Origin of the sequence: Prochlorococcus marinus XMU1408 (assembly GCF_003208055.1) — a bacterium.
GTDB classification, from domain to species: Bacteria; Cyanobacteriota; Cyanobacteriia; order PCC-6307; family Cyanobiaceae; genus Prochlorococcus_B; species Prochlorococcus_B marinus_A.
Genome location: NZ_QJUE01000002.1, coordinates 689,804 through 706,958, shown reverse-complemented (window position 1 = coordinate 706,958; position 17,155 = coordinate 689,804). Strand labels below are relative to the sequence as shown.

General features: G+C 31.8%; 22 protein-coding genes. 14 read left to right on the top strand and 8 right to left on the bottom strand.

Translation table 11 applies throughout. The features are described 5' to 3' along the window. Window positions 1–115 precede the first annotated feature (115 nt). The gene (locus DNJ73_RS05225; protein ID WP_158466636.1) at window positions 116–316 is read left to right on the top strand and encodes a hypothetical protein; all 201 of its coding nucleotides are present in this window, start codon (window positions 116–118) and stop codon (window positions 314–316) included. A 22-nt stretch (window positions 317–338) separates the two neighbouring features. Here DNJ73_RS05225 and DNJ73_RS05220 read toward each other — a convergent pair whose 3' ends face one another. Beyond that, window positions 339–728: a hypothetical protein gene (locus tag DNJ73_RS05220; protein WP_257473333.1), complete on the bottom strand. Its 390-nt coding sequence runs from the start codon at window positions 726–728 to the stop codon at window positions 339–341. Window positions 729–1,057: 329 nt separating this feature from the next. Here DNJ73_RS05220 and DNJ73_RS09835 point away from each other — a divergent pair, with 329 nt between their 5' ends. Both DNJ73_RS09835 and DNJ73_RS09830 read left to right on the top strand, forming a co-directional pair. Beyond that, entirely contained in the window at window positions 1,058–1,207 is a 150-nt protein-coding gene (locus DNJ73_RS09835; RefSeq protein ID WP_257473332.1) for a hypothetical protein, read from the top strand. 243 nt (window positions 1,208–1,450) lie between these two features. Continuing rightward, window positions 1,451–1,600, top strand: coding sequence for a hypothetical protein (locus DNJ73_RS09830; RefSeq protein ID WP_187152564.1), 150 nt, complete (start codon window positions 1,451–1,453; stop codon window positions 1,598–1,600). 56 nt (window positions 1,601–1,656) lie between these two features. Here DNJ73_RS09830 and DNJ73_RS05215 read toward each other — a convergent pair whose 3' ends face one another. The 5 genes from DNJ73_RS05215 to DNJ73_RS05195 all read right to left on the bottom strand — a co-directional run bounded on the left by DNJ73_RS05215 (window position 1,657) and on the right by DNJ73_RS05195 (window position 5,332). Further along, entirely contained in the window at window positions 1,657–2,271 is a 615-nt protein-coding gene (locus DNJ73_RS05215; protein WP_158466634.1) for a uridine kinase, read from the bottom strand. Between the two features lie 304 nt (window positions 2,272–2,575). Beyond that, a complete protein-coding gene (locus DNJ73_RS05210; RefSeq protein ID WP_158466633.1) occupies window positions 2,576–2,803 on the bottom strand; it encodes a DUF2862 domain-containing protein in 228 nt (75 codons plus the stop codon). 36 nt (window positions 2,804–2,839) lie between these two features. Beyond that, entirely contained in the window at window positions 2,840–3,130 is a 291-nt protein-coding gene (locus DNJ73_RS05205) for a DUF1330 domain-containing protein (protein ID WP_158466632.1), read from the bottom strand. Window positions 3,131–3,320: 190 nt separating this feature from the next. Further along, window positions 3,321–3,548, bottom strand: a complete 228-nt coding sequence (locus DNJ73_RS05200; RefSeq protein ID WP_158466631.1) for a DUF6447 family protein — start codon at window positions 3,546–3,548, stop codon at window positions 3,321–3,323. A 47-nt stretch (window positions 3,549–3,595) separates the two neighbouring features. Beyond that, on the bottom strand, window positions 3,596–5,332 hold the full coding sequence (locus DNJ73_RS05195; RefSeq protein ID WP_158466630.1) for an ABC transporter ATP-binding protein: 1,737 nt from the start codon (window positions 5,330–5,332) through the stop codon (window positions 3,596–3,598). Window positions 5,333–5,370: 38 nt separating this feature from the next. Here DNJ73_RS05195 and DNJ73_RS05190 point away from each other — a divergent pair, with 38 nt between their 5' ends. Genes DNJ73_RS05190 through folP form a run of 3 tightly spaced genes read left to right on the top strand, consistent with a single transcriptional unit; the run spans window position 5,371 to window position 7,156 of the window. Continuing rightward, a complete protein-coding gene (locus DNJ73_RS05190; RefSeq protein ID WP_158466629.1) occupies window positions 5,371–5,589 on the top strand; it encodes an RNA-binding S4 domain-containing protein in 219 nt (72 codons plus the stop codon). A gap of 9 nt (window positions 5,590–5,598) precedes the next feature. Next, entirely contained in the window at window positions 5,599–6,336 is a 738-nt protein-coding gene (gene tpiA, locus DNJ73_RS05185; RefSeq protein WP_158466628.1) for a triose-phosphate isomerase, read from the top strand. 40 nt (window positions 6,337–6,376) lie between these two features. Continuing rightward, window positions 6,377–7,156, top strand: coding sequence for a dihydropteroate synthase (folP, locus tag DNJ73_RS05180; protein ID WP_158466774.1), 780 nt, complete (start codon window positions 6,377–6,379; stop codon window positions 7,154–7,156). A gap of 8 nt (window positions 7,157–7,164) precedes the next feature. Here the strand turns inward: folP and DNJ73_RS05175 are convergent, their stop codons facing one another. Continuing rightward, window positions 7,165–11,178 carry a magnesium chelatase subunit H gene (locus DNJ73_RS05175; RefSeq protein ID WP_158466627.1) on the bottom strand — a complete coding sequence of 1,338 codons (4,014 nt, stop codon included), beginning with the start codon at window positions 11,176–11,178 and terminating at the stop codon, window positions 7,165–7,167. Between the two features lie 113 nt (window positions 11,179–11,291). On the opposite strand from DNJ73_RS05175, the gene dapB reads away from it, so the two are divergent. The 4 genes from dapB to DNJ73_RS05155 are packed head-to-tail and all read left to right on the top strand — an operon-like array spanning window position 11,292 to window position 14,162. Further along, entirely contained in the window at window positions 11,292–12,140 is an 849-nt protein-coding gene (dapB, locus tag DNJ73_RS05170) for a 4-hydroxy-tetrahydrodipicolinate reductase (protein ID WP_158466626.1), read from the top strand. Between the two features lie 10 nt (window positions 12,141–12,150). After that, window positions 12,151–12,798 carry a hypothetical protein gene (locus DNJ73_RS05165; RefSeq protein ID WP_158466625.1) on the top strand — a complete coding sequence of 216 codons (648 nt, stop codon included), beginning with the start codon at window positions 12,151–12,153 and terminating at the stop codon, window positions 12,796–12,798. Between the two features lie 32 nt (window positions 12,799–12,830). Further along, the gene (locus DNJ73_RS05160; protein ID WP_158466624.1) at window positions 12,831–13,943 is read left to right on the top strand and encodes an FAD-dependent monooxygenase; all 1,113 of its coding nucleotides are present in this window, start codon (window positions 12,831–12,833) and stop codon (window positions 13,941–13,943) included. A gap of 9 nt (window positions 13,944–13,952) precedes the next feature. Then, entirely contained in the window at window positions 13,953–14,162 is a 210-nt protein-coding gene (locus DNJ73_RS05155; protein ID WP_158466623.1) for a DUF2949 domain-containing protein, read from the top strand. On the opposite strand, the gene DNJ73_RS05150 is transcribed toward DNJ73_RS05155, so the two are convergent. Continuing rightward, window positions 14,159–14,677 (bottom strand): adenine phosphoribosyltransferase, encoded by a 519-nt coding sequence (locus tag DNJ73_RS05150; RefSeq protein ID WP_158466622.1) that lies wholly within the window; start codon window positions 14,675–14,677, stop codon window positions 14,159–14,161. The genes DNJ73_RS05155 and DNJ73_RS05150 overlap by 4 nt on opposite strands. 103 nt (window positions 14,678–14,780) lie before the next feature. Between DNJ73_RS05150 and DNJ73_RS05145 the strand changes: the two genes are divergently transcribed. The 4 genes from DNJ73_RS05145 to DNJ73_RS05130 all read left to right on the top strand — a co-directional run bounded on the left by DNJ73_RS05145 (window position 14,781) and on the right by DNJ73_RS05130 (window position 17,148). Beyond that, window positions 14,781–15,359, top strand: a complete 579-nt coding sequence (locus tag DNJ73_RS05145; protein ID WP_261792588.1) for a DUF3038 domain-containing protein — start codon at window positions 14,781–14,783, stop codon at window positions 15,357–15,359. A gap of 9 nt (window positions 15,360–15,368) precedes the next feature. Further along, window positions 15,369–15,977 carry a DUF4335 domain-containing protein gene (locus DNJ73_RS05140; protein WP_158466621.1) on the top strand — a complete coding sequence of 203 codons (609 nt, stop codon included), beginning with the start codon at window positions 15,369–15,371 and terminating at the stop codon, window positions 15,975–15,977. A gap of 158 nt (window positions 15,978–16,135) precedes the next feature. After that, window positions 16,136–16,786: a class I SAM-dependent methyltransferase gene (locus DNJ73_RS05135; RefSeq protein WP_158466620.1), complete on the top strand. Its 651-nt coding sequence runs from the start codon at window positions 16,136–16,138 to the stop codon at window positions 16,784–16,786. A 53-nt stretch (window positions 16,787–16,839) separates the two neighbouring features. After that, a complete protein-coding gene (locus tag DNJ73_RS05130) occupies window positions 16,840–17,148 on the top strand; it encodes a TlpA family protein disulfide reductase (RefSeq protein WP_158466619.1) in 309 nt (102 codons plus the stop codon). The last annotated feature ends 7 nt before the right edge of the window (window positions 17,149–17,155 follow it).

Genomic DNA, 17,155 nt, shown 5'->3' with positions numbered 1-17,155 from the left:
TTTGTTGTATCAACTTATTGTTAGAAACTCTTATTGTTTCGTAAAGGATTGTTTTATTTACTTTATTTGTTTTCAAATAATGGCTATGTATTTATAAGTGCTTAATTTGATCATTATGGCAAATGAAGTTCTTCCAGTTAAGGATCGACAAAACATTATCTTTGATGTCGTCGATGGTATCCCTCCATCTGGGGATGAATCAGATGAAGTTAGATTTTTTCGTTCTCAGATAGAATCTGATAATTCTATGCTTGAATATTCTGCTGAAGAATTAGGTTTTAATAATGTGTTGTTTGAGTATTTAAGTCAGGGTTGATCTTATATTTTTAAGTATCAATTCATTGTAGACCTTGGAATAATTCTTTGTGCACTGCAAATGTGTGGTAAAGGCATGTGCCATTTTCAGGGGATAATCTTTCTCCATCTTTGTTCCAAGCAAGTGAGCAGATCAATTCTCCGTCCCATTTTACATCATACTCATTAATTTCTTTTGACCATTTTCTTACATTCTTAAAGTGTTCAGGCATATGTTTACCTATCTTTCTACAAATATCACATAATATTGATAATATAGGTGGCTTTGTATTTAGTTTTAAATCTTTAGTTAGTGATGGTTGAGTAAAAACTCCAACGTATCTAATATGATCAATTATTTTTTGTTCTATATTATTTAAATTTGCTTTAAGGCATGCTTCTTCAAATTCATCTATAGGAGTTATCGGACGCATATTGTCGATAATAAGACTTTTTTAAATTATCTTTTATTATCCTCTAGTAATCAAGTTTTTTTCATTATATTTGTCTAATAATTTTTCTGACGTTGCACATTTATTGTTTTTTTAAGAATTTCTACTTTTCATTGATTCTGTTTTACGATTCACCTCCAATAGCCATCTGCTGATCGATCTTCTAATTTATTTCAAATAAGGATTTCTTCATGATTCTTTTGCAAAACCCTGTCATAGCTTTATTTTGCATGAATAAAATGTTACAAAGTAAAATAACAATGGTCATATTCCCTGATGACTGGTATTTATATTGAGTCTTACTAAAGAACATGCTCCCTTTAACTTTCGCTGGACTTCTAAGTACACCAGCTCCTACTGCACCAATCATTGGTATAGCTTTTATGGCTCTATTTGGAATTATGGCTGTCGTTGTTGGCCCTAATTACGATGGTTTTAATGATCCAAATACATCTAAGTAAATCACTTATAAAATTTTTTTCTAGTGGGATGTCTTCTTTAGAAGCATCCCACTTTTTAATTTCTTTATTTATCTACTCCATAAGAAATTTATATCCTGTATAGAATATTTACTTTAAACTGAACATTAGCTTCTAATTCGTGTATCAATACGTCATTTATAATTGTTTTTGTTTTATAAGTAGTCAATTAGTGAAAAATTTAATTCTTTTTCTGCTATTTATAACTAGCTATATATATCATTAATGGGAAATTTGTTATTTGCTGGTCTTACTAGCACACCCGCGCCAACAGCTGTTTTAGTGGGAGTAGCCTCAATCGCATTGTTTGCAATTGTTGGCTTAATGGTCGGTCCTGATTATGAAGGAATGAATGCTCCAGAGGTTAAAAAGTAAAAAAATCTAATTTATTCTAAATAATATAACTAAGGAAATTATTTTATATATTTTCCTTAGTTTTTTATTTTTATAGTTTTTAATGTTTTTAAAAGATTATTAAATGATTCTTTTTTGGATTGATTTATATAAATTATTTCATTATCATTTGTAAATTTATTTACATTTTTAAAATATAAAGACCACGATTTACTAAATCTGTTATTAACTTCTTTAGTATTTCTTGCTCTTTCTGTTTTATCTCTTTTTAACCTTCTTTGATAACATAATTCTTTGTTTTCTTTGCAAATAATATTTATTGTTTTTTTATAATCTAGGTTCAACCTATGTGCAAAAACTCCTTCTAATATTACAAATCTAGATTTATTGTTATATGTTATAGGCCTTGATAATATACTTGAATGCCTTGTTCTAAAGTCATAATTATAGAAAAGAACAGATTTTTTTTTATTATATATTGAGTTTATTGTATTCATTAGTTCTCTACTTTTAATACTTATTAATCTATCATAGATGTCATTTATGAAAGTAGATAATAATTTTATATATAGATTATCTCTATAATATGAATCTGTTTTAATTATAATTGTATCTTTAAATATTTCAGCAATCTTATTACTTAAAATTGTTTTACCAGTGCATGTTGGTCCTGTAATTATAATAATATTCATTATTATTGTTTGCTTTTTAGATTAATCTATTTATAGTTTTTGCTTATCATTAATAATTACTTTAATTTTATTTATTTGAATTAATTGCTTTTATATTCAACAGAATTCTTATTGAATCTATTTTCGATAAATCTTAGAAGTACTATAATGACTGGAACATGCATAAGTCCTCCAAGTACTACAGTGGTTTCATTGTAAGGCATAATCTTTAGAAAGGTATATTTTTAATATAGGCTATTATTCATTTGTTATCTTTATATGTATCTTTTATTTATATAAGTCAATAGCCAATTATAGGTATAAATCACATTATTTCGGATAGCTCTTTTTCGAAAAACCAATTTATTTCACCACTTTTTAGTTTAACTACTAAACCAAATTGATTTCCATCAACCATTTTATAGCCAACTAATTCTACAATTGGCTCCTTCTTTATAATTTCTACGACAGTTTTTGGAAGGCGATCCTTGACCTCTTCTATTTCAATTTTTAGGTTTTGACCTTTTTTAAGTGTTGAAGAATCTTTAATCATAAATCTATTGATTTATTATTTATTTTTGGCTTTTGATTAACCAATTATTGATAGTGATAATTGGTTTTCAATCCCACTATATTTTATGTATTCTTGAAATTCAGATGAGTTAAAGGCTTTTTGAGCTGCTGCTTTTGATTCGAATTCTACAATTACTCCCAACTGCCCTCCATCCCATTCGTTTAGATCCGAATTTTGGTTTACGTCTTTAGCGATAATTGTTCCGCCTACAGACCTAAGCCATGGAACAACTGTTTTCACGTATTCGATGAATTGAGCAGTGCTTTCAATTTTGGCTTGCTTAAGCCAATAGCCTTTTGCTGTCATCTCTTAATTTTTTCTTTAGATTTTCCCATGAATTGGGCTCAATTGTAAATCTGAGGTAATTAATTAATGTTTTATGATATTGAGTACTTCTACTATTTACATTTAATAACTAAGAATATATTTGGAAAATATATTCTTAGTTATTTATCTAGAAAATTAATAAAATTAATTTATAAATTATATGTATTAATTAATTTATAGGATTTATTGATTCTAGTCTAGATTTGAGTTGCATTGCAAGGTGCTGGCGACCTACTGCTAAAACTTTGAGTGTGTCCTCGTGCATTCTTAGCTGGGCATCTGCCACTTGCATTCCTTTTATTATTTCCTGAATATCTTTTGGTAAGTTTTTTAGATCGTATTTTTTATCCTCAAATGTTAGAATTGCTTCCTTTTCATTTAAAGGTGTATTTCCCATTAATTTAGTATTTGTTATTTATTATTATAACATTGATTGTTTTGGTATTAAATAGTTTCTATTAACTGTTTTTTGCAAAAGTCTCTATACCTTCCTTCTTTTCCTATTAATTCATTGTGGCTTCCGACCTCGCATATTTTACCTTTATCAATAAATGCTATTTTATCTGCTTTTTGAACCGTAGATAGTCTGTGAGCTATTACTAAGACCGTTCTTTTATGCATAGCTTGTTTTAGCCCCTTCTGAACAGATTCTTCGGCTTCTGGATCAAGCGCACTTGTGGCTTCATCTAATAGCAAAATTGAAGGATCACCTAATAGGGCTCTAGCTATAGATATTCGTTGTAATTGTCCTCCTGAAAGATTTGCACCTCTTTCTTCAATGTGTGTATCGTAACCATTTGGAAGTTGTTCAATAAAATCATGAGCATTAGCTATTTTTGCTGCATTTATGATTTTTTTAGCTGATGCATTTCTTCCAAAACTAATAGCTTGTGAGATTGTACCAGAAAATATAAATGTTTTCTGAGGTACGATAGCAATTAACTTTCTGAATGAGTTCGTATCTAATTTGTTTAAGTTATAATCATCAATAAATATATTTCCATTGCTTGGTTCTATAAATTTTAAAATTAAAGAGAAGATTGTTGTTTTACCCGCTCCAGAAGGACCAACTAATGCCATAATTTTCCCACTATCTATATTTAGATTGATATTGTTTAGTACTCTATTGTTTTCATTATATGAAAAAGATAAATTATTAATTATTATTTTTCCAAGGATTTTATTAGGTGATATACCTGTAATTGAATTTGAGAACTCTATGGGATTTGATGTTATTTCGTTTAATCTTCTTAGCGATGCTTGTCCTTGTTTTAATTCGTTATAGTTAGATGTTATATGGCTTATCGGATCTATTAACATAATTAATGCAGTGAAAAAACTTCCAAACTCTTCTTTTGAAATTCCTCCTGTTTGTATTCTAAACGTTCCAATAGTAAGAATAGTTAAGATTCCAATTATTTCTATAAGTCCGACTATTGGATGCTGAAGTGCTACAAGTCTAAGCATTTTATATTTAGCTTCTTTGTGTAATTTAACTTGCTTATCAAAATCTTTTTGCAACCATTCTTCAACAGCAAATGCCTTAACCATTGGAAGACCTTGTATTGCTTCTGAAAGTAATCCTGCTAATGAACTAATTTTGTGTTGACTTTGGTCTGCAGCTTTTAATACTCTTCCACCAAAATCACTTACTAATAATGCTATTAAAGGAGCTAGTATTATAGTTGCAAGCGCTAAATTCAAGTCTATAAATATCATATAACCAAGCACTGCAATTAATTGAAATATTGATGGTGTTGTATCTTGAATTGATTTATATATAACTTCTCCTACGCGGTCTACATCCTCCGTGAGCCTATATGCAATATCTCCTGAGGAGAGTTTTTCAATAAATAAAATATTTGTCTTTTGAAGTTTACTGAAAAGGGTTGTTCTTAAATCTTGGCTTAGTGCTAGTGCTGGCTTTGCTAGCAAACTGTCTTGCAAGTATTGAGCGGTTTTTTGAATTATAAAAATAAAGAGAGCTAGAACAATTACTGATAAAACTCTGTTTGTATTCCCTTGCCCAATAGCAGGTATAAGTTTCCCAGCTAACCAAGCAAGTATTGGCCAACAACTAACGTAAACAAGCATGCTGATACCACCAAGCATCAAAACTCCAAAATGTCCCTTCAGCCTCCCTATGAGGTAATTTAAATTAATTTTGTTTTTTTGATTCATTCCATCAAACTATCAATGTTTAATTTAAAAGCACGTAAATGAAATTAGATCAATTTCTAAAGTTTATTGGGGTTGTGCAAACTGGTGGAGAAGCCAAAATGATCATTAAGTCAGGAAAAATATCAGTAAATGGCATGATTGAGATTAGAAGAGGGAGGAAATTAAATAATGGAGATCAGATTATTTTTGCTAATGAAACATACATTGTTCCAAATTCTGATCCTCTAGGCCGTAAGTTGGCAAGAAGCGAAAAATGAGGAACTAGCGTGCGTAAACCGGTCATCGCAGGGAATTGGAAAATGAATATGACTTGTACTGAAGCTATTGAGTACATGCGCGTATTTATCCCATTATTAAAAGATATACCTAAAGACAGAGAGGTAGTTATTGCTCCTCCATTTACAGCTCTCTACCCTCTCTCTGAGTTTATTAAGGGCAGAAGTGAATATCTTTCTTTATCAAGTCAAAATGTCCACTGGGAGGACAGTGGAGCTTATACCGCAGAAGTTTCTCCTCTAATGCTTAATGAACTTTGTATTAAATGTGCAATTGTTGGACATAGTGAACCACGTAAATACTTTAGTGAAAGTGATGAACAAATTAACAAAAGAGCACAATCAGCCCAGGACCATCAATTAATTCCAATCGTTTGTGTTGGTGAAACTTTTCAGCAAAGAGAGTTAGGCGAAGCAGAGAGAGTTATACGACGTCAGATTGATCAGGGACTTGAAGGTATTGATGTTAAAAGGTTAATAGTCGCTTATGAACCAATTTGGGCTATTGGAACTGGTAAAACTTGCGAAGCTAATGAGGCAAATAGAATTTGTGGACTTATTCGTAAATGGATTGGCTATGATGACGTGATTGTTCAATATGGTGGCTCAGTTAAATCAAATAATATTGATGAAATTATGTCTATGTCAGATATAGATGGTGTTTTAGTTGGAGGTGCTTCATTAGATCCCAATAATTTTGCGAGAATTGCCAATTACGAATCAAACTAATTTTCACTGGCCTGAATATTGGGAAAAAGATACCAATGTAATGGCTATTATAAACATCACTAATGATTCCTTTAGTGATGGAGGACTTTTTGTCGATTTAGAATCTGCTATTAATCACGCATGTTTATGTATCAAAAAAGGTGCTCAAATCCTAGATATTGGAGCTCAAAGTACAAGGCCAGGTGCCTCTGAGGTTGGAGCTGAAGTTGAGATTAATAGGTTAATTCCACTAATTAAGGAATTAAAATTAATGCACCCTCATATTCCTATTTCTGTTGATACATATCATCATTCTGTAGCATCAAAAGCTTTGAATGCTGGTGCTGATTGCATTAATGATATTAGTGGTGGTCGTCATGATCCAGAAATTTTTAAAGTCATCTCTGACTTTAGTTGTCCTTACATTTTGATGCATAGTCGAGGAAATAGTAAGACAATGGATTCTTTGACTAATTACAAAAATATTGTCATTGATGTTAAAAATGAGTTGTCTATTCAAATTGATTCAGCTCTGTCTTCAGGTGTTAATCGAAGACAGATCATTATTGATCCAGGAATAGGATTCGCAAAGACTGTAGAGCAAAATTTAATTTTGCTTAGGAATTTAGAACTTTTTGATTCAATGGAATTTCCAATATTAATTGGAGCTTCTAGGAAGAGATTTATAGGATCAGTTATTAATGAAATTGATCCTATAAAACGTATATTTGGAATGGCGGCGATAGCCTCTAGATGTGTTATTGCTGGTGTTAATTTCCTACGAGTTCATGATGTTAAACAAATTAGTCAAGTTATAAAAATGACTAATTCAATCATATAAAAACCTTACTAATTATCTGTATTAACTCCTTCGATTCTATCTTCTACTTCTTGATATAGCTCTTTTAATTGCTCAATATTCTCTTCCGATGTTTCCCAATAACCTCTACCATTAACTTCTAGCAATGTACCAACTATTCTTCTGAAGCTGTGAGGATTTAAATCCATTAATCTTTTCCTCATTTCAGGATCGTTTATAAATGTTTCATTAGACTCTTCGTATACAAAATTATCAACTTGTCCGCTTGTAGCACTCCAACCTAATGTGTAATTAAGGCGATTAGAAACCTCTCTTACACCTTCATAACCAGACTTGAGCATTCCTTCATACCACTTTGGATTAAGTAATTTTGTTCTTGAATCTAATCTGATAGTTTCGCTTAATGATCTAACCTGTGCGTTTGCTGTAGTTGTATCAGCTATGTAGCTACTTGGTGCTTTTCCATCATCTCTAAGGTTCTTGATTAAGTTTGTTGGATCTGAATCGAAATAATGACTTACATCTGTTAAGGATATTTCGGAAGAATCAAGATTTTGAAATGTGACGTCAGCTGTTTTCATAACTGATTCAAAAACATCTCTGTTTTGATTCATCTCACCAGGATTATCAGCATTGAATGCATATGTTTTTCTTGATAGATACATTTCTTGCAATTCGTTTTCTTCCTCCCATGTGGAATTTTCTACAGCAAGATTTACATTTGAGCTATAACTTCCGCTTGCATTTGAGAAAACTCTGCTAGCTGATTCTCTAATACTTTTTCCTTCTTTTTCGGCTTGCTCAAGTGTATGTTTTCTTACGAAATTCTTCTCTAGTGGCTCTTCTGCCTCAGCTGCCATTTTTACTGCTTGATCAATTAATGCCATTTGATTTATAAACAAGTCCCTGAAAACTCCTGAACAGTTAACAACAACATCAATCCTTGGACGTCCTAATTCTTCAAGTGGTATTAGTTCTAATTTATTCACCCTACCGACTGAATCTGGCTTTGGTTTTACACCTACAAACCAAAGAATTTGAGCTAATGATTCTCCATAAGTTTTTATATTGTCGGTACCCCATAGAACACATGCAATAGTTTCAGGCCATTTACCTTGCTCCTCTTTTTGTCTTTCAATTAGTTTGTCAACAACACCTTTAGCAGATGCCACAGCAGCAACAGTTGGAATCGATTGAGGATCTAATGCATGAATATTTTTACCACTAGGTAATACTCCAGGGTTTCTAATCGGATCTCCACCAGGACCTGGTAGAACATAGTCACCGTCTAATGCTTTTAACAGGCTCTCCATCTCCTTGTCTGCACATATTTGCTCTAAGCAAAATCTCAAATAATCAAATAATTTATCTAATGAAGTTGAATTTACATTTTTAAAACCAGCTTTCTTAGCTGAAGCTAGCCAGGGAGAAGGAATAGAAAAACCAATACTTCTTAAGAACTCAATAAATAAAGTCCATATATTCTTCTTCATATTTACTCTTCCATCTCTTCCAGTTAAAGCCTTAACCATTGAACTAACAGCTTCTCTAGATGTTTCAGTAATTAACTTATTTAGTTCAACATCATCTAATTTTCCTTTGTTATTTCCTTCGTATACTTCTTCTATTGTTTTACCTTTTGATTCAGCTAATAAGCCAGGTAAAGATCGTATTCCATCATCTTCTCTTTCTATCGATGCGATGCTTACTAATGTTGCTATTGCTTCTTCAGCCGTAGCAGGCTTACCGATAGTATGTAATCCACAAGGCAATAATCTACTTTCTATTTCCATTAACTGTTTGTAAACATTACCAACTATCAAATCTCTTTGATCTATTTCTAATTCAGAAGCATCTTGATTTGGAAGTTTCACATCCTCATCTAGATTACATTTCTTAGATGTTTCAACAATTGCGTTAACAATTTGAATACCTCGCCCACTCTCCCTTAATTGTTGATAAGAACCGACTAATTCTCCTAGTTCCTTTAAGCCTTTATAAAGTCCAGCATTTTCAGCAGGGGGTGTGAGATAGCTAATCGTTGATGCATATCCTCTTCTTTTTGCGATTGTTGCTTCCGAAGGGTTATTTGCAGCGTAGTAATAGAGATTTGGTAACCCTCCTATTAAAGAATCCGGATAACAAGTCTCACTCATACCCATTTGTTTGCCAGGCATGAATTCAAGTGATCCATGTGTCCCAAAATGTAAGACTGCGTCTGCTTTCCAAACTTTTTCTAAATAAGTGTAATAAGCGGCAAAACCATGGTGAGGACTTGCACTTCTAGAATAAAGCAATCTCATAGGGTCGCCTTCGTATCCAAAAGTTGGCTGTACTCCTACAAATACATTTCCAAATTCTTTTCCATAAATAAGAAGATTTTGTCCATCACTATTTAAATTCCCTGGTGGTTTGCCCCAGTTCTCTTCTAATCTTTCAGAATATGGGGTTAGTTTTTCATATTCATTTACACTCATTCGATGTGCTATCGACAATTCTGGAGACCCTTGTAAAGCTTCTGGATCATTGATTAATGACTCCATGAGTTCTTTGGGATTCTTAGGTAAATTCCTTATTTCGTACCCTTGATCTTTCATTTCTTCAAGAACTCTATGTATAGAACCAAATACATCTAAATAGGCAGCTGTCCCAACATTTCCTTTGTCTGGTGGAAAGCTAAATACAGTAATAGCCAATTTCTTTTGGTCACGTTTTTTAATTCGTAAAGAAGACCATCTAATTGCTCTTTCCGCTATTGCATCTACTCGATCCTGAAGTGTATGAGCTTTGCCTGTTGCATCATCTCTACCTGATAAAACAATCGGTTCTATTGCACCATCTAATTCAGGGATAGCTATTTGTAGTGCTACTTGTACAGGGTGAAGTCCTAAATCACTCCCTTCCCATTCTTGAGTTGTTTGAAATACTAATGGCAAAGCAACCATATAAGGTCGATTAAGTTTCTTTAATGACTCAATTGCTTTTGGATGATCTTGTCTTGCTGGGCCACCAACAAGGGCAAATCCAGTTAGAGATACAACCCCATCAACAATTGGTTTTTCAGGATCAATAGGGTCGTAATAATATTCGTTTACAGGTTTTGAAAAATCTAATCCTCCACAAAAAATTGGAATAACTGTTGCCCCCCTATATTCCAACTCTTGAATTACAGCTACATAATGTGCATCATCTCCTGTCACGATATGACTCCTTTGGAGCACAAGTCCAATTACAGGACCTTCTTTTGCCTTAGTTGAAAGATCATCCCTACTAGCAGTCCAATTTAAATATTCTTTTTTATCTTCAAACATATTTGGCGCTAATGGGTGCCAAATTCCTAAATCTGGAAAAACTTCTGGCTCTGCGACTTCAATTTTTTCTTCTTCTTTATTTAGTTCGGGAAAAACATATTTATCACCAAGCATCAATAAAAAGTTCTTAAGATTATCTGGGGTTCCACCTAACCAATATTGAAAACTAAGCATGAAGCTTCTTGCATCTTGAGCTTTATCAACAGGCAAGTACTTAAGAATTGAGGGAAGAGTATTAAGAAGCTTCAACATTGAATCTTGAAAACCAGCACCTCCTGCCTCTTTTCTCTTCTTCATGAAATCACCGATGATGCTTTTGCTTTGACCTAACTGAGACATTGAGAATGTACCCAATTTGTTCAAGCGCATCACTTCTGGCATTGATGGAAAAACTACTGCTGCTTTGAGTTTTTCTTTATGAGGCTCTACTGCTTCAACAACTTTTTGAGCTAAATCTTCAATAAAAATCAATGACGCAATAAATAAATCAGCATTTTCTACATCTTTTTTAAAGTTTTCATAATTAACATTGTCCCTAAGTTCTTCAATTAGATATCCATTTAATTCGATTCCAATTGGACCATTTTGTGAATTTAATGAGTTAGCAGCCTGTGTTAGAGCATTTTGGTATTGAGGCTCAAGAACCACATAAACAGCCTTCATCACTGCCTTATGCTCGTGATTCTCAACAGGTGAAACTCTGCGATTGGCTGAGCGAACCTGTGTAAACATCTTTTCTTCTATCGGAATTCGACCAAGCCTAGTGTTTTCTGGCCCTTTACTGTGTTATTTAGTTAATGCCTGTTACAAGGAATATCAAATATGATTCTAAAAAATCTAAAACAATGAGTTCTGATAATCAACCAATACCAGTTTTGGTCGCTGGTGCCTTAGGTCGAATGGGATCGGAAGTTGTTAGAGCAATTAATTCTTCCGATGAGTACCAACTCGTTGGCGCAATTGATAATCAGAAGGACAAAGAGGGACAAGATATAGGATCGCTTATTGGATTAGATCCTTTAGATGTTTATATCTCAAGCGATTTCGAAGGTTCTTTATGTTCTGCTAGTCAAAATGTCCCTAAAGATGGAACAAATAATGGCGCAGTTTTAGTTGATTTCACACATCCGAAGGTTGCTTATAACCACACCCGCACAGCCATTGCTTACGGTGTTCACCCTGTTATTGGTACTACAGGAATAACATCAGAACAATTAGATGATCTCTCAAAATTTGCAGAAAAAGCTTGTCTTGGTTCAGCCATTATTCCAAACTTTTCAGTTGGGATGGTGTTATTGCAACAAGCAGCTTCAGCTGCAGCTCGTTTTTATGAGTTCGCTGAATTAACTGAAATGCATCACAATAGAAAAGCTGATGCACCTAGTGGAACTTGTATTAAAACTGCTGAATTGATTGAAGAACAACGCTCATCTTTTAACAAACCATTAGTAAACGAAGAAGAATTCATCAAAGGATCTCGTGGTGGATGTAGATCTAGTGGTTTAAGACTTCATTCAATTAGATTACCTGGCCTTGTTGCTCATCAAAAAGTTATGTTTGGATCTAATGGAGAAACATTTGAATTGTCTCACAACACTATTGATAGATCCGCTTACATGCCTGGAGTGCTTTTAGTTGTAAAAAAAATCAGATTATTTAACAAGTTAGTTTATGGATTAGAGAAAATTTTATAATTATATAAAAATGTTATTTCCAATTAAGCAAAATGAAATTAATAAGTTAATTCCATCTGTAGCAACTGGAAAGCAGTTTAATTCGGCTTTAGGTAATCCACAGAAAATATTTCAAAGGATTATGATTTCAGCTATTGGAGGAGTAATAACTTTGCTAATTAGTCAAAGTCAGGTCACTAGTCAGTTTTATTCTTTGTGGTTGGTTTTAGGTGTAATTTTCCTTTTATACATTTTGTGGGGGCCAATTCTTGAAGCTAGTAGAAAGAACTCTAAGTTTAAAAGTTATTCATTTTCAGCATTAGTTGATGGTTATATTTCAGATGTTTATGTAGAAGATAGAGTGGAAAATCAACAGGAGCAAGCAAACAAGGATGGTAGGTTACAGGTTATAGAAAAAAAGAGGACCTGGGTAGTCATAGACATTGAAGATGAGGACGGTTTTATTGGCAATATAAGTTTTCCATTACAAAACAAATTTAATATACTAACAAAAGGGATGAGAATTAATTGCGTGGTTTTTAGTAATAGAAGAGATTTCAGTAGTATTCAGGCAATAAGCGATGCATGGTGTCCAGAAATTAATTTATGGGTTGGTTTTTATCCATTTCTTCTTCGTCCAGCTTTTGAAGAATTTGTAAATAGAAGAATTTTGAATTAACTCTTTTATGTATTAAATGATATAATTTAGTAATGAATATAGCTATTATTGGTTCTGGTTTAACTGGTTCATTAGCTGCTATCTCATTAGCGAAAGTGGGCTGCAATATTGATTTATACGAGAGGTTATCTTACGAAGAACTTGTTGATAGAGATAGATGCTATGCTATTACACATTCTTCAAGAAAAATTTTAGAAAAAAATGGAATATGGTCTAATATAGTAAGTCATTTAATTCCTTTTCAATATCTAAATGTTATAGATTATGATCTAAATAATAAGGTTCAATTTATAACTGATGACTTAAGTCTTGAAGATAGTAAGTATATAGCAGTAGGTTGGATTGCAGATCATAAGAAAATAATGTCAGCTATATTAGATTATATTTCAATTTTAGATAATATCAATAAAATCCCAACCTCTGTGATTCCTAATAAAAATAACTATGATCTTATTGTTGCGGCAGATGGTTCTAATTCAACTACAAAAAAAATTTTAAAAAAACCATCCTTTGAATTTAGTTATGATCAAGTATGTATTACTGCAAAGGTTCTATTAAGAGGTATCAAATCTAACGAAGCCTTTGAGATATTAAGCTCTGAGGGTCCATTTGCTGTATTACCTCTTGGAGGAGATTTATTTCAAATAATATGTAGTCAATCTAAAAAAAATGCTTCTCAAATTCTTAATCTTCCTAAATCATCATTTTTAGATTATTTATCAACAATTCTACCCGACGGTATAATTGCAGATACGATTATTAATGAGACTAAATCTTATCCAATAAAATTCCTACTAAATTATTCTTTTCATTCTGGAAAATATATTTTCTTAGGCGAGACATCTCATATATTTCATCCCGTTGGAGGGCAAGGATTAAATTTATGCTGGCGAGATGTAAATTCACTCACAAAAATAGCTTCGTCTCCAATATTAACTAATTATAAATGGCTTATTCCAATTATGTACTCATTATCAAGACTATTTGATGTCTTATCTATATCTATTTTAACAGATTGTCTAGTTAGGTATTCAAGATCAAATAGTAATCTATTTTATATACCTAGATTATTTATATTTTTTATTTTACGAAAATCAATCACTGCTAGAAAAATCATTATAAATATAATGACAAATGGAATCTAATTATTTTAAATGATTAACAGCAGTAAAGAAATTAATCCTCCCTCAGAAGAACTTTGCGATTTTATTATTCATAAACTTGGAATAAGTCGAAGCGCTTTGGAATTAGGAATTAAGAGGGCTTCTCTGGAAAATTCTCCCTTACCAATAGTTATGTGGAGTTATGGTTTGCTTAATCTTGATCAATTAAAAATAATACTTTCCTGGCAAAAAGACCATTAATATTTAACTGAACTTTTAATATATAGGTTATTTTCTAGTCTTTTTCTCCCTTCTAGTTTAGTTAATTCAACAAGAAATCCATATCCTATTAAGTTACCTCCAGCTTTAATTATTAATTCTCCTGCGGCAGACGCTGTTCCACCAGTAGCTAATAAGTCGTCAATTATGAGGATTTTGCTCTGTTTAGTTATTAAATCCTGCTGAATTTCCAAACGATCTTCTCCATACTCAAGTTGATAGTTAACCCCTATTACTTTTCCAGGTAATTTATTAGGCTTTCTAATTGTTATTAAACCAATCTGATTTTTAAAGGCTAATGCTGAAGCAGTTATAAATCCTCTAGCTTCTACACCAGCAATATAATCTGGTTTGATAGTAGTTATTAGCTCTTGGATAGGTAATGTTATTTGATTCCATAATTTGGGCTGATTATATATCGGATTAATATCTTTAAAGACTATCCCTTCATTGGGAAAATTGTATATTTCAGGTATATAATCTTTCAGATTTTCCATAAAAAATTCAAATTATGCGTTGTGCAATTTTATTAAACCAACAATAAAGCTAGCTAATCTTCAAAGTCCTGTCATTATTTAATTTATGAAATCCAACTCTTTAGTGTCTTTCCAGAAAGAAAACGACAATAAAAAATCTTCTCTAGTAAATCGTGTAGATGATACTACTTATTTAAATTGCGAAATAGCTAGTGATACGCCAAAAAAACTTGATTTTTTGTTTTTAGTAATAGAAACACTACAGATTAATGCCGCTGATACTCTATTCTTGAAAGCAAAAAATATAGGATTATCAGATGAATTTTCCAGTCGAGTAGAATTCTGGAAAATAAGATGTTCTAACCCATTAAGAAAATCTTATGCATTTTCATCACTTTCTACTGATCAGATTGATTCGCTCGTTAAACTTATTTCTTCTATGGCTGATAATCTTTATCCCTTGATTAGACAACTTCTTTCTTCGAAAGAATCTGAGACACTGAATAAAGAACGTTGGTTTTTGTTTAGCAATCGTCTTAAGTCACTTATTAGGGAAAGGATGAATTTGCAAAGAAGTTATGTTGTATCACTTTTGAGTGATGAAAATAATACATTTTTTAGAGAGTTATTATTGATTCTCTCCCTATCATGTGGAAAGGGTGGAGCTGATCGTTTAAAAGCTTCTTTGTATTATCAAACTTAGTTTATATAAATGATTAATTTATCTTATAAATTTGCTCAGAACTCTTCTTCGTTAGAAATTTCTGGTATGCCAGATGTTTCTAATGGAGATTCAACAACTACAATTGGTATTTTATCTTCGTGGTCATTAAAAATTATTGGCTCACCTTTATTGGAAGGAGAAAAAGTTCATCTTGATAACTTGATGCAAGTTGTTCTTCAATATTCCCGTTCTTATATTTCTGGAATTCGAAAAACTTTTGTATCTGAAAAGAATATTGTTTCAATTTCACCTAGTGGCAATAACCATAAACTATTACTTAAAAGTACAAGAAAAGGTGTTAAGCCATTAGAAATTTTTTTAGATGACTCAGAATTGTCGGATCTTACTCAATGCCTTGATCTTTTAAGATTTGATTCTAGATTGAGTATTAAATGGGATATATATATTGATAGACCTTTTACGAAAAGGTTTATCATAAATAATTCCAACAAAGTAAAGAAGAACTTTAATTTATTATATGCTTTTATTATATTTACATTAAGTAGTTCACTTTTACTATTGATTCCAATTAATAATAATTATGAACCAGAGCAAGGTAGAAAAAGTTCATCTAGCTTAACAGAACAGATTAACTAAGACTTAAATATATATTCGATTCATTATTAGTAATTTTAATTTATTAAATTTACTAATATATATAGTTAATCTAAACATTTTTTTAATAACTTTATAGTTCATAGAATTTCTCATATCCGACAATAACCATATAAAATATATTAAAATATTTTTTTAAGATGCAACTTTCAAGTATTGATAGAATGAAAATGGATATTAATAATGATCAAATATTTTATCAACATCCTAGATATGTCCATCATCTTAGTGAGCCATTTAGGAATAGGCTCACAAAATTGTATTCAGAATATCTCTCTAATGAAGATATTATTCTAGATTTAATGAGTAGCTGGGTTAGTCATTTGCCATACAACATTAGATTTAAAAAAGTCATCGGGCATGGTATGAATAAATCCGAGTTAAGTGCTAATAAGAGACTTGATTGTTTTTGGGTTCAAAATTTTAATCAATCACAAAATATTCCTCTAGATGATTCATCAGTTGATATAGGTTTAATTGTTGCTGGTTGGCAATATCTTCAATACCCAGAGAAAGTTTCACTAGAATTATCTAGAATTATTAAATCACACTCTTTATTAATTATTTCATTTACTAATCGTGCATTCTGGTCAAAAGCTCCAAATATTTGGTGTAATTCATCAGAAGAGGAAAGAATCGAATATGTAAAAAGTGTACTAAATGCTAATGGATGGAACATTGAAAAGGTATTAAATGAAAAAACATATGTAAATAAGCTATTTGGTTTTTATAATGCAGAGAGTGATCCATTTTTCTCAGTTGTTGCTAGAAACAATAAGTCTAACAACTGAAGTTGTTTTTATTTATTTGTTTATTTAGGATATGTGTATAACTTTATTTTTTTATGACCTATTCTCTAATTAAATTTAGTTCTGAAGATTGTGGCACTTGTCACCGGATGAGCTTCTTTGATTCTAAAGTTGCGAATGAATTAGGTCTTGAATTTATTAGTGTGAAGCTTCAGGATACTTTGGTTTATAGAAAATATCGCCCAATACTATTAACGCAATACCCCACTAAAGAAGGGATGGGATGGCCAACATATTTATTAGTAAACGACCCTGAGGGGGAATTTGAAATTATCGGTGAGCTGAAAGGGGGAATATCTAAAGGTGATTATAGAGAGCGACTTTCAAAATTATTACCTGATTAAAGGGCTA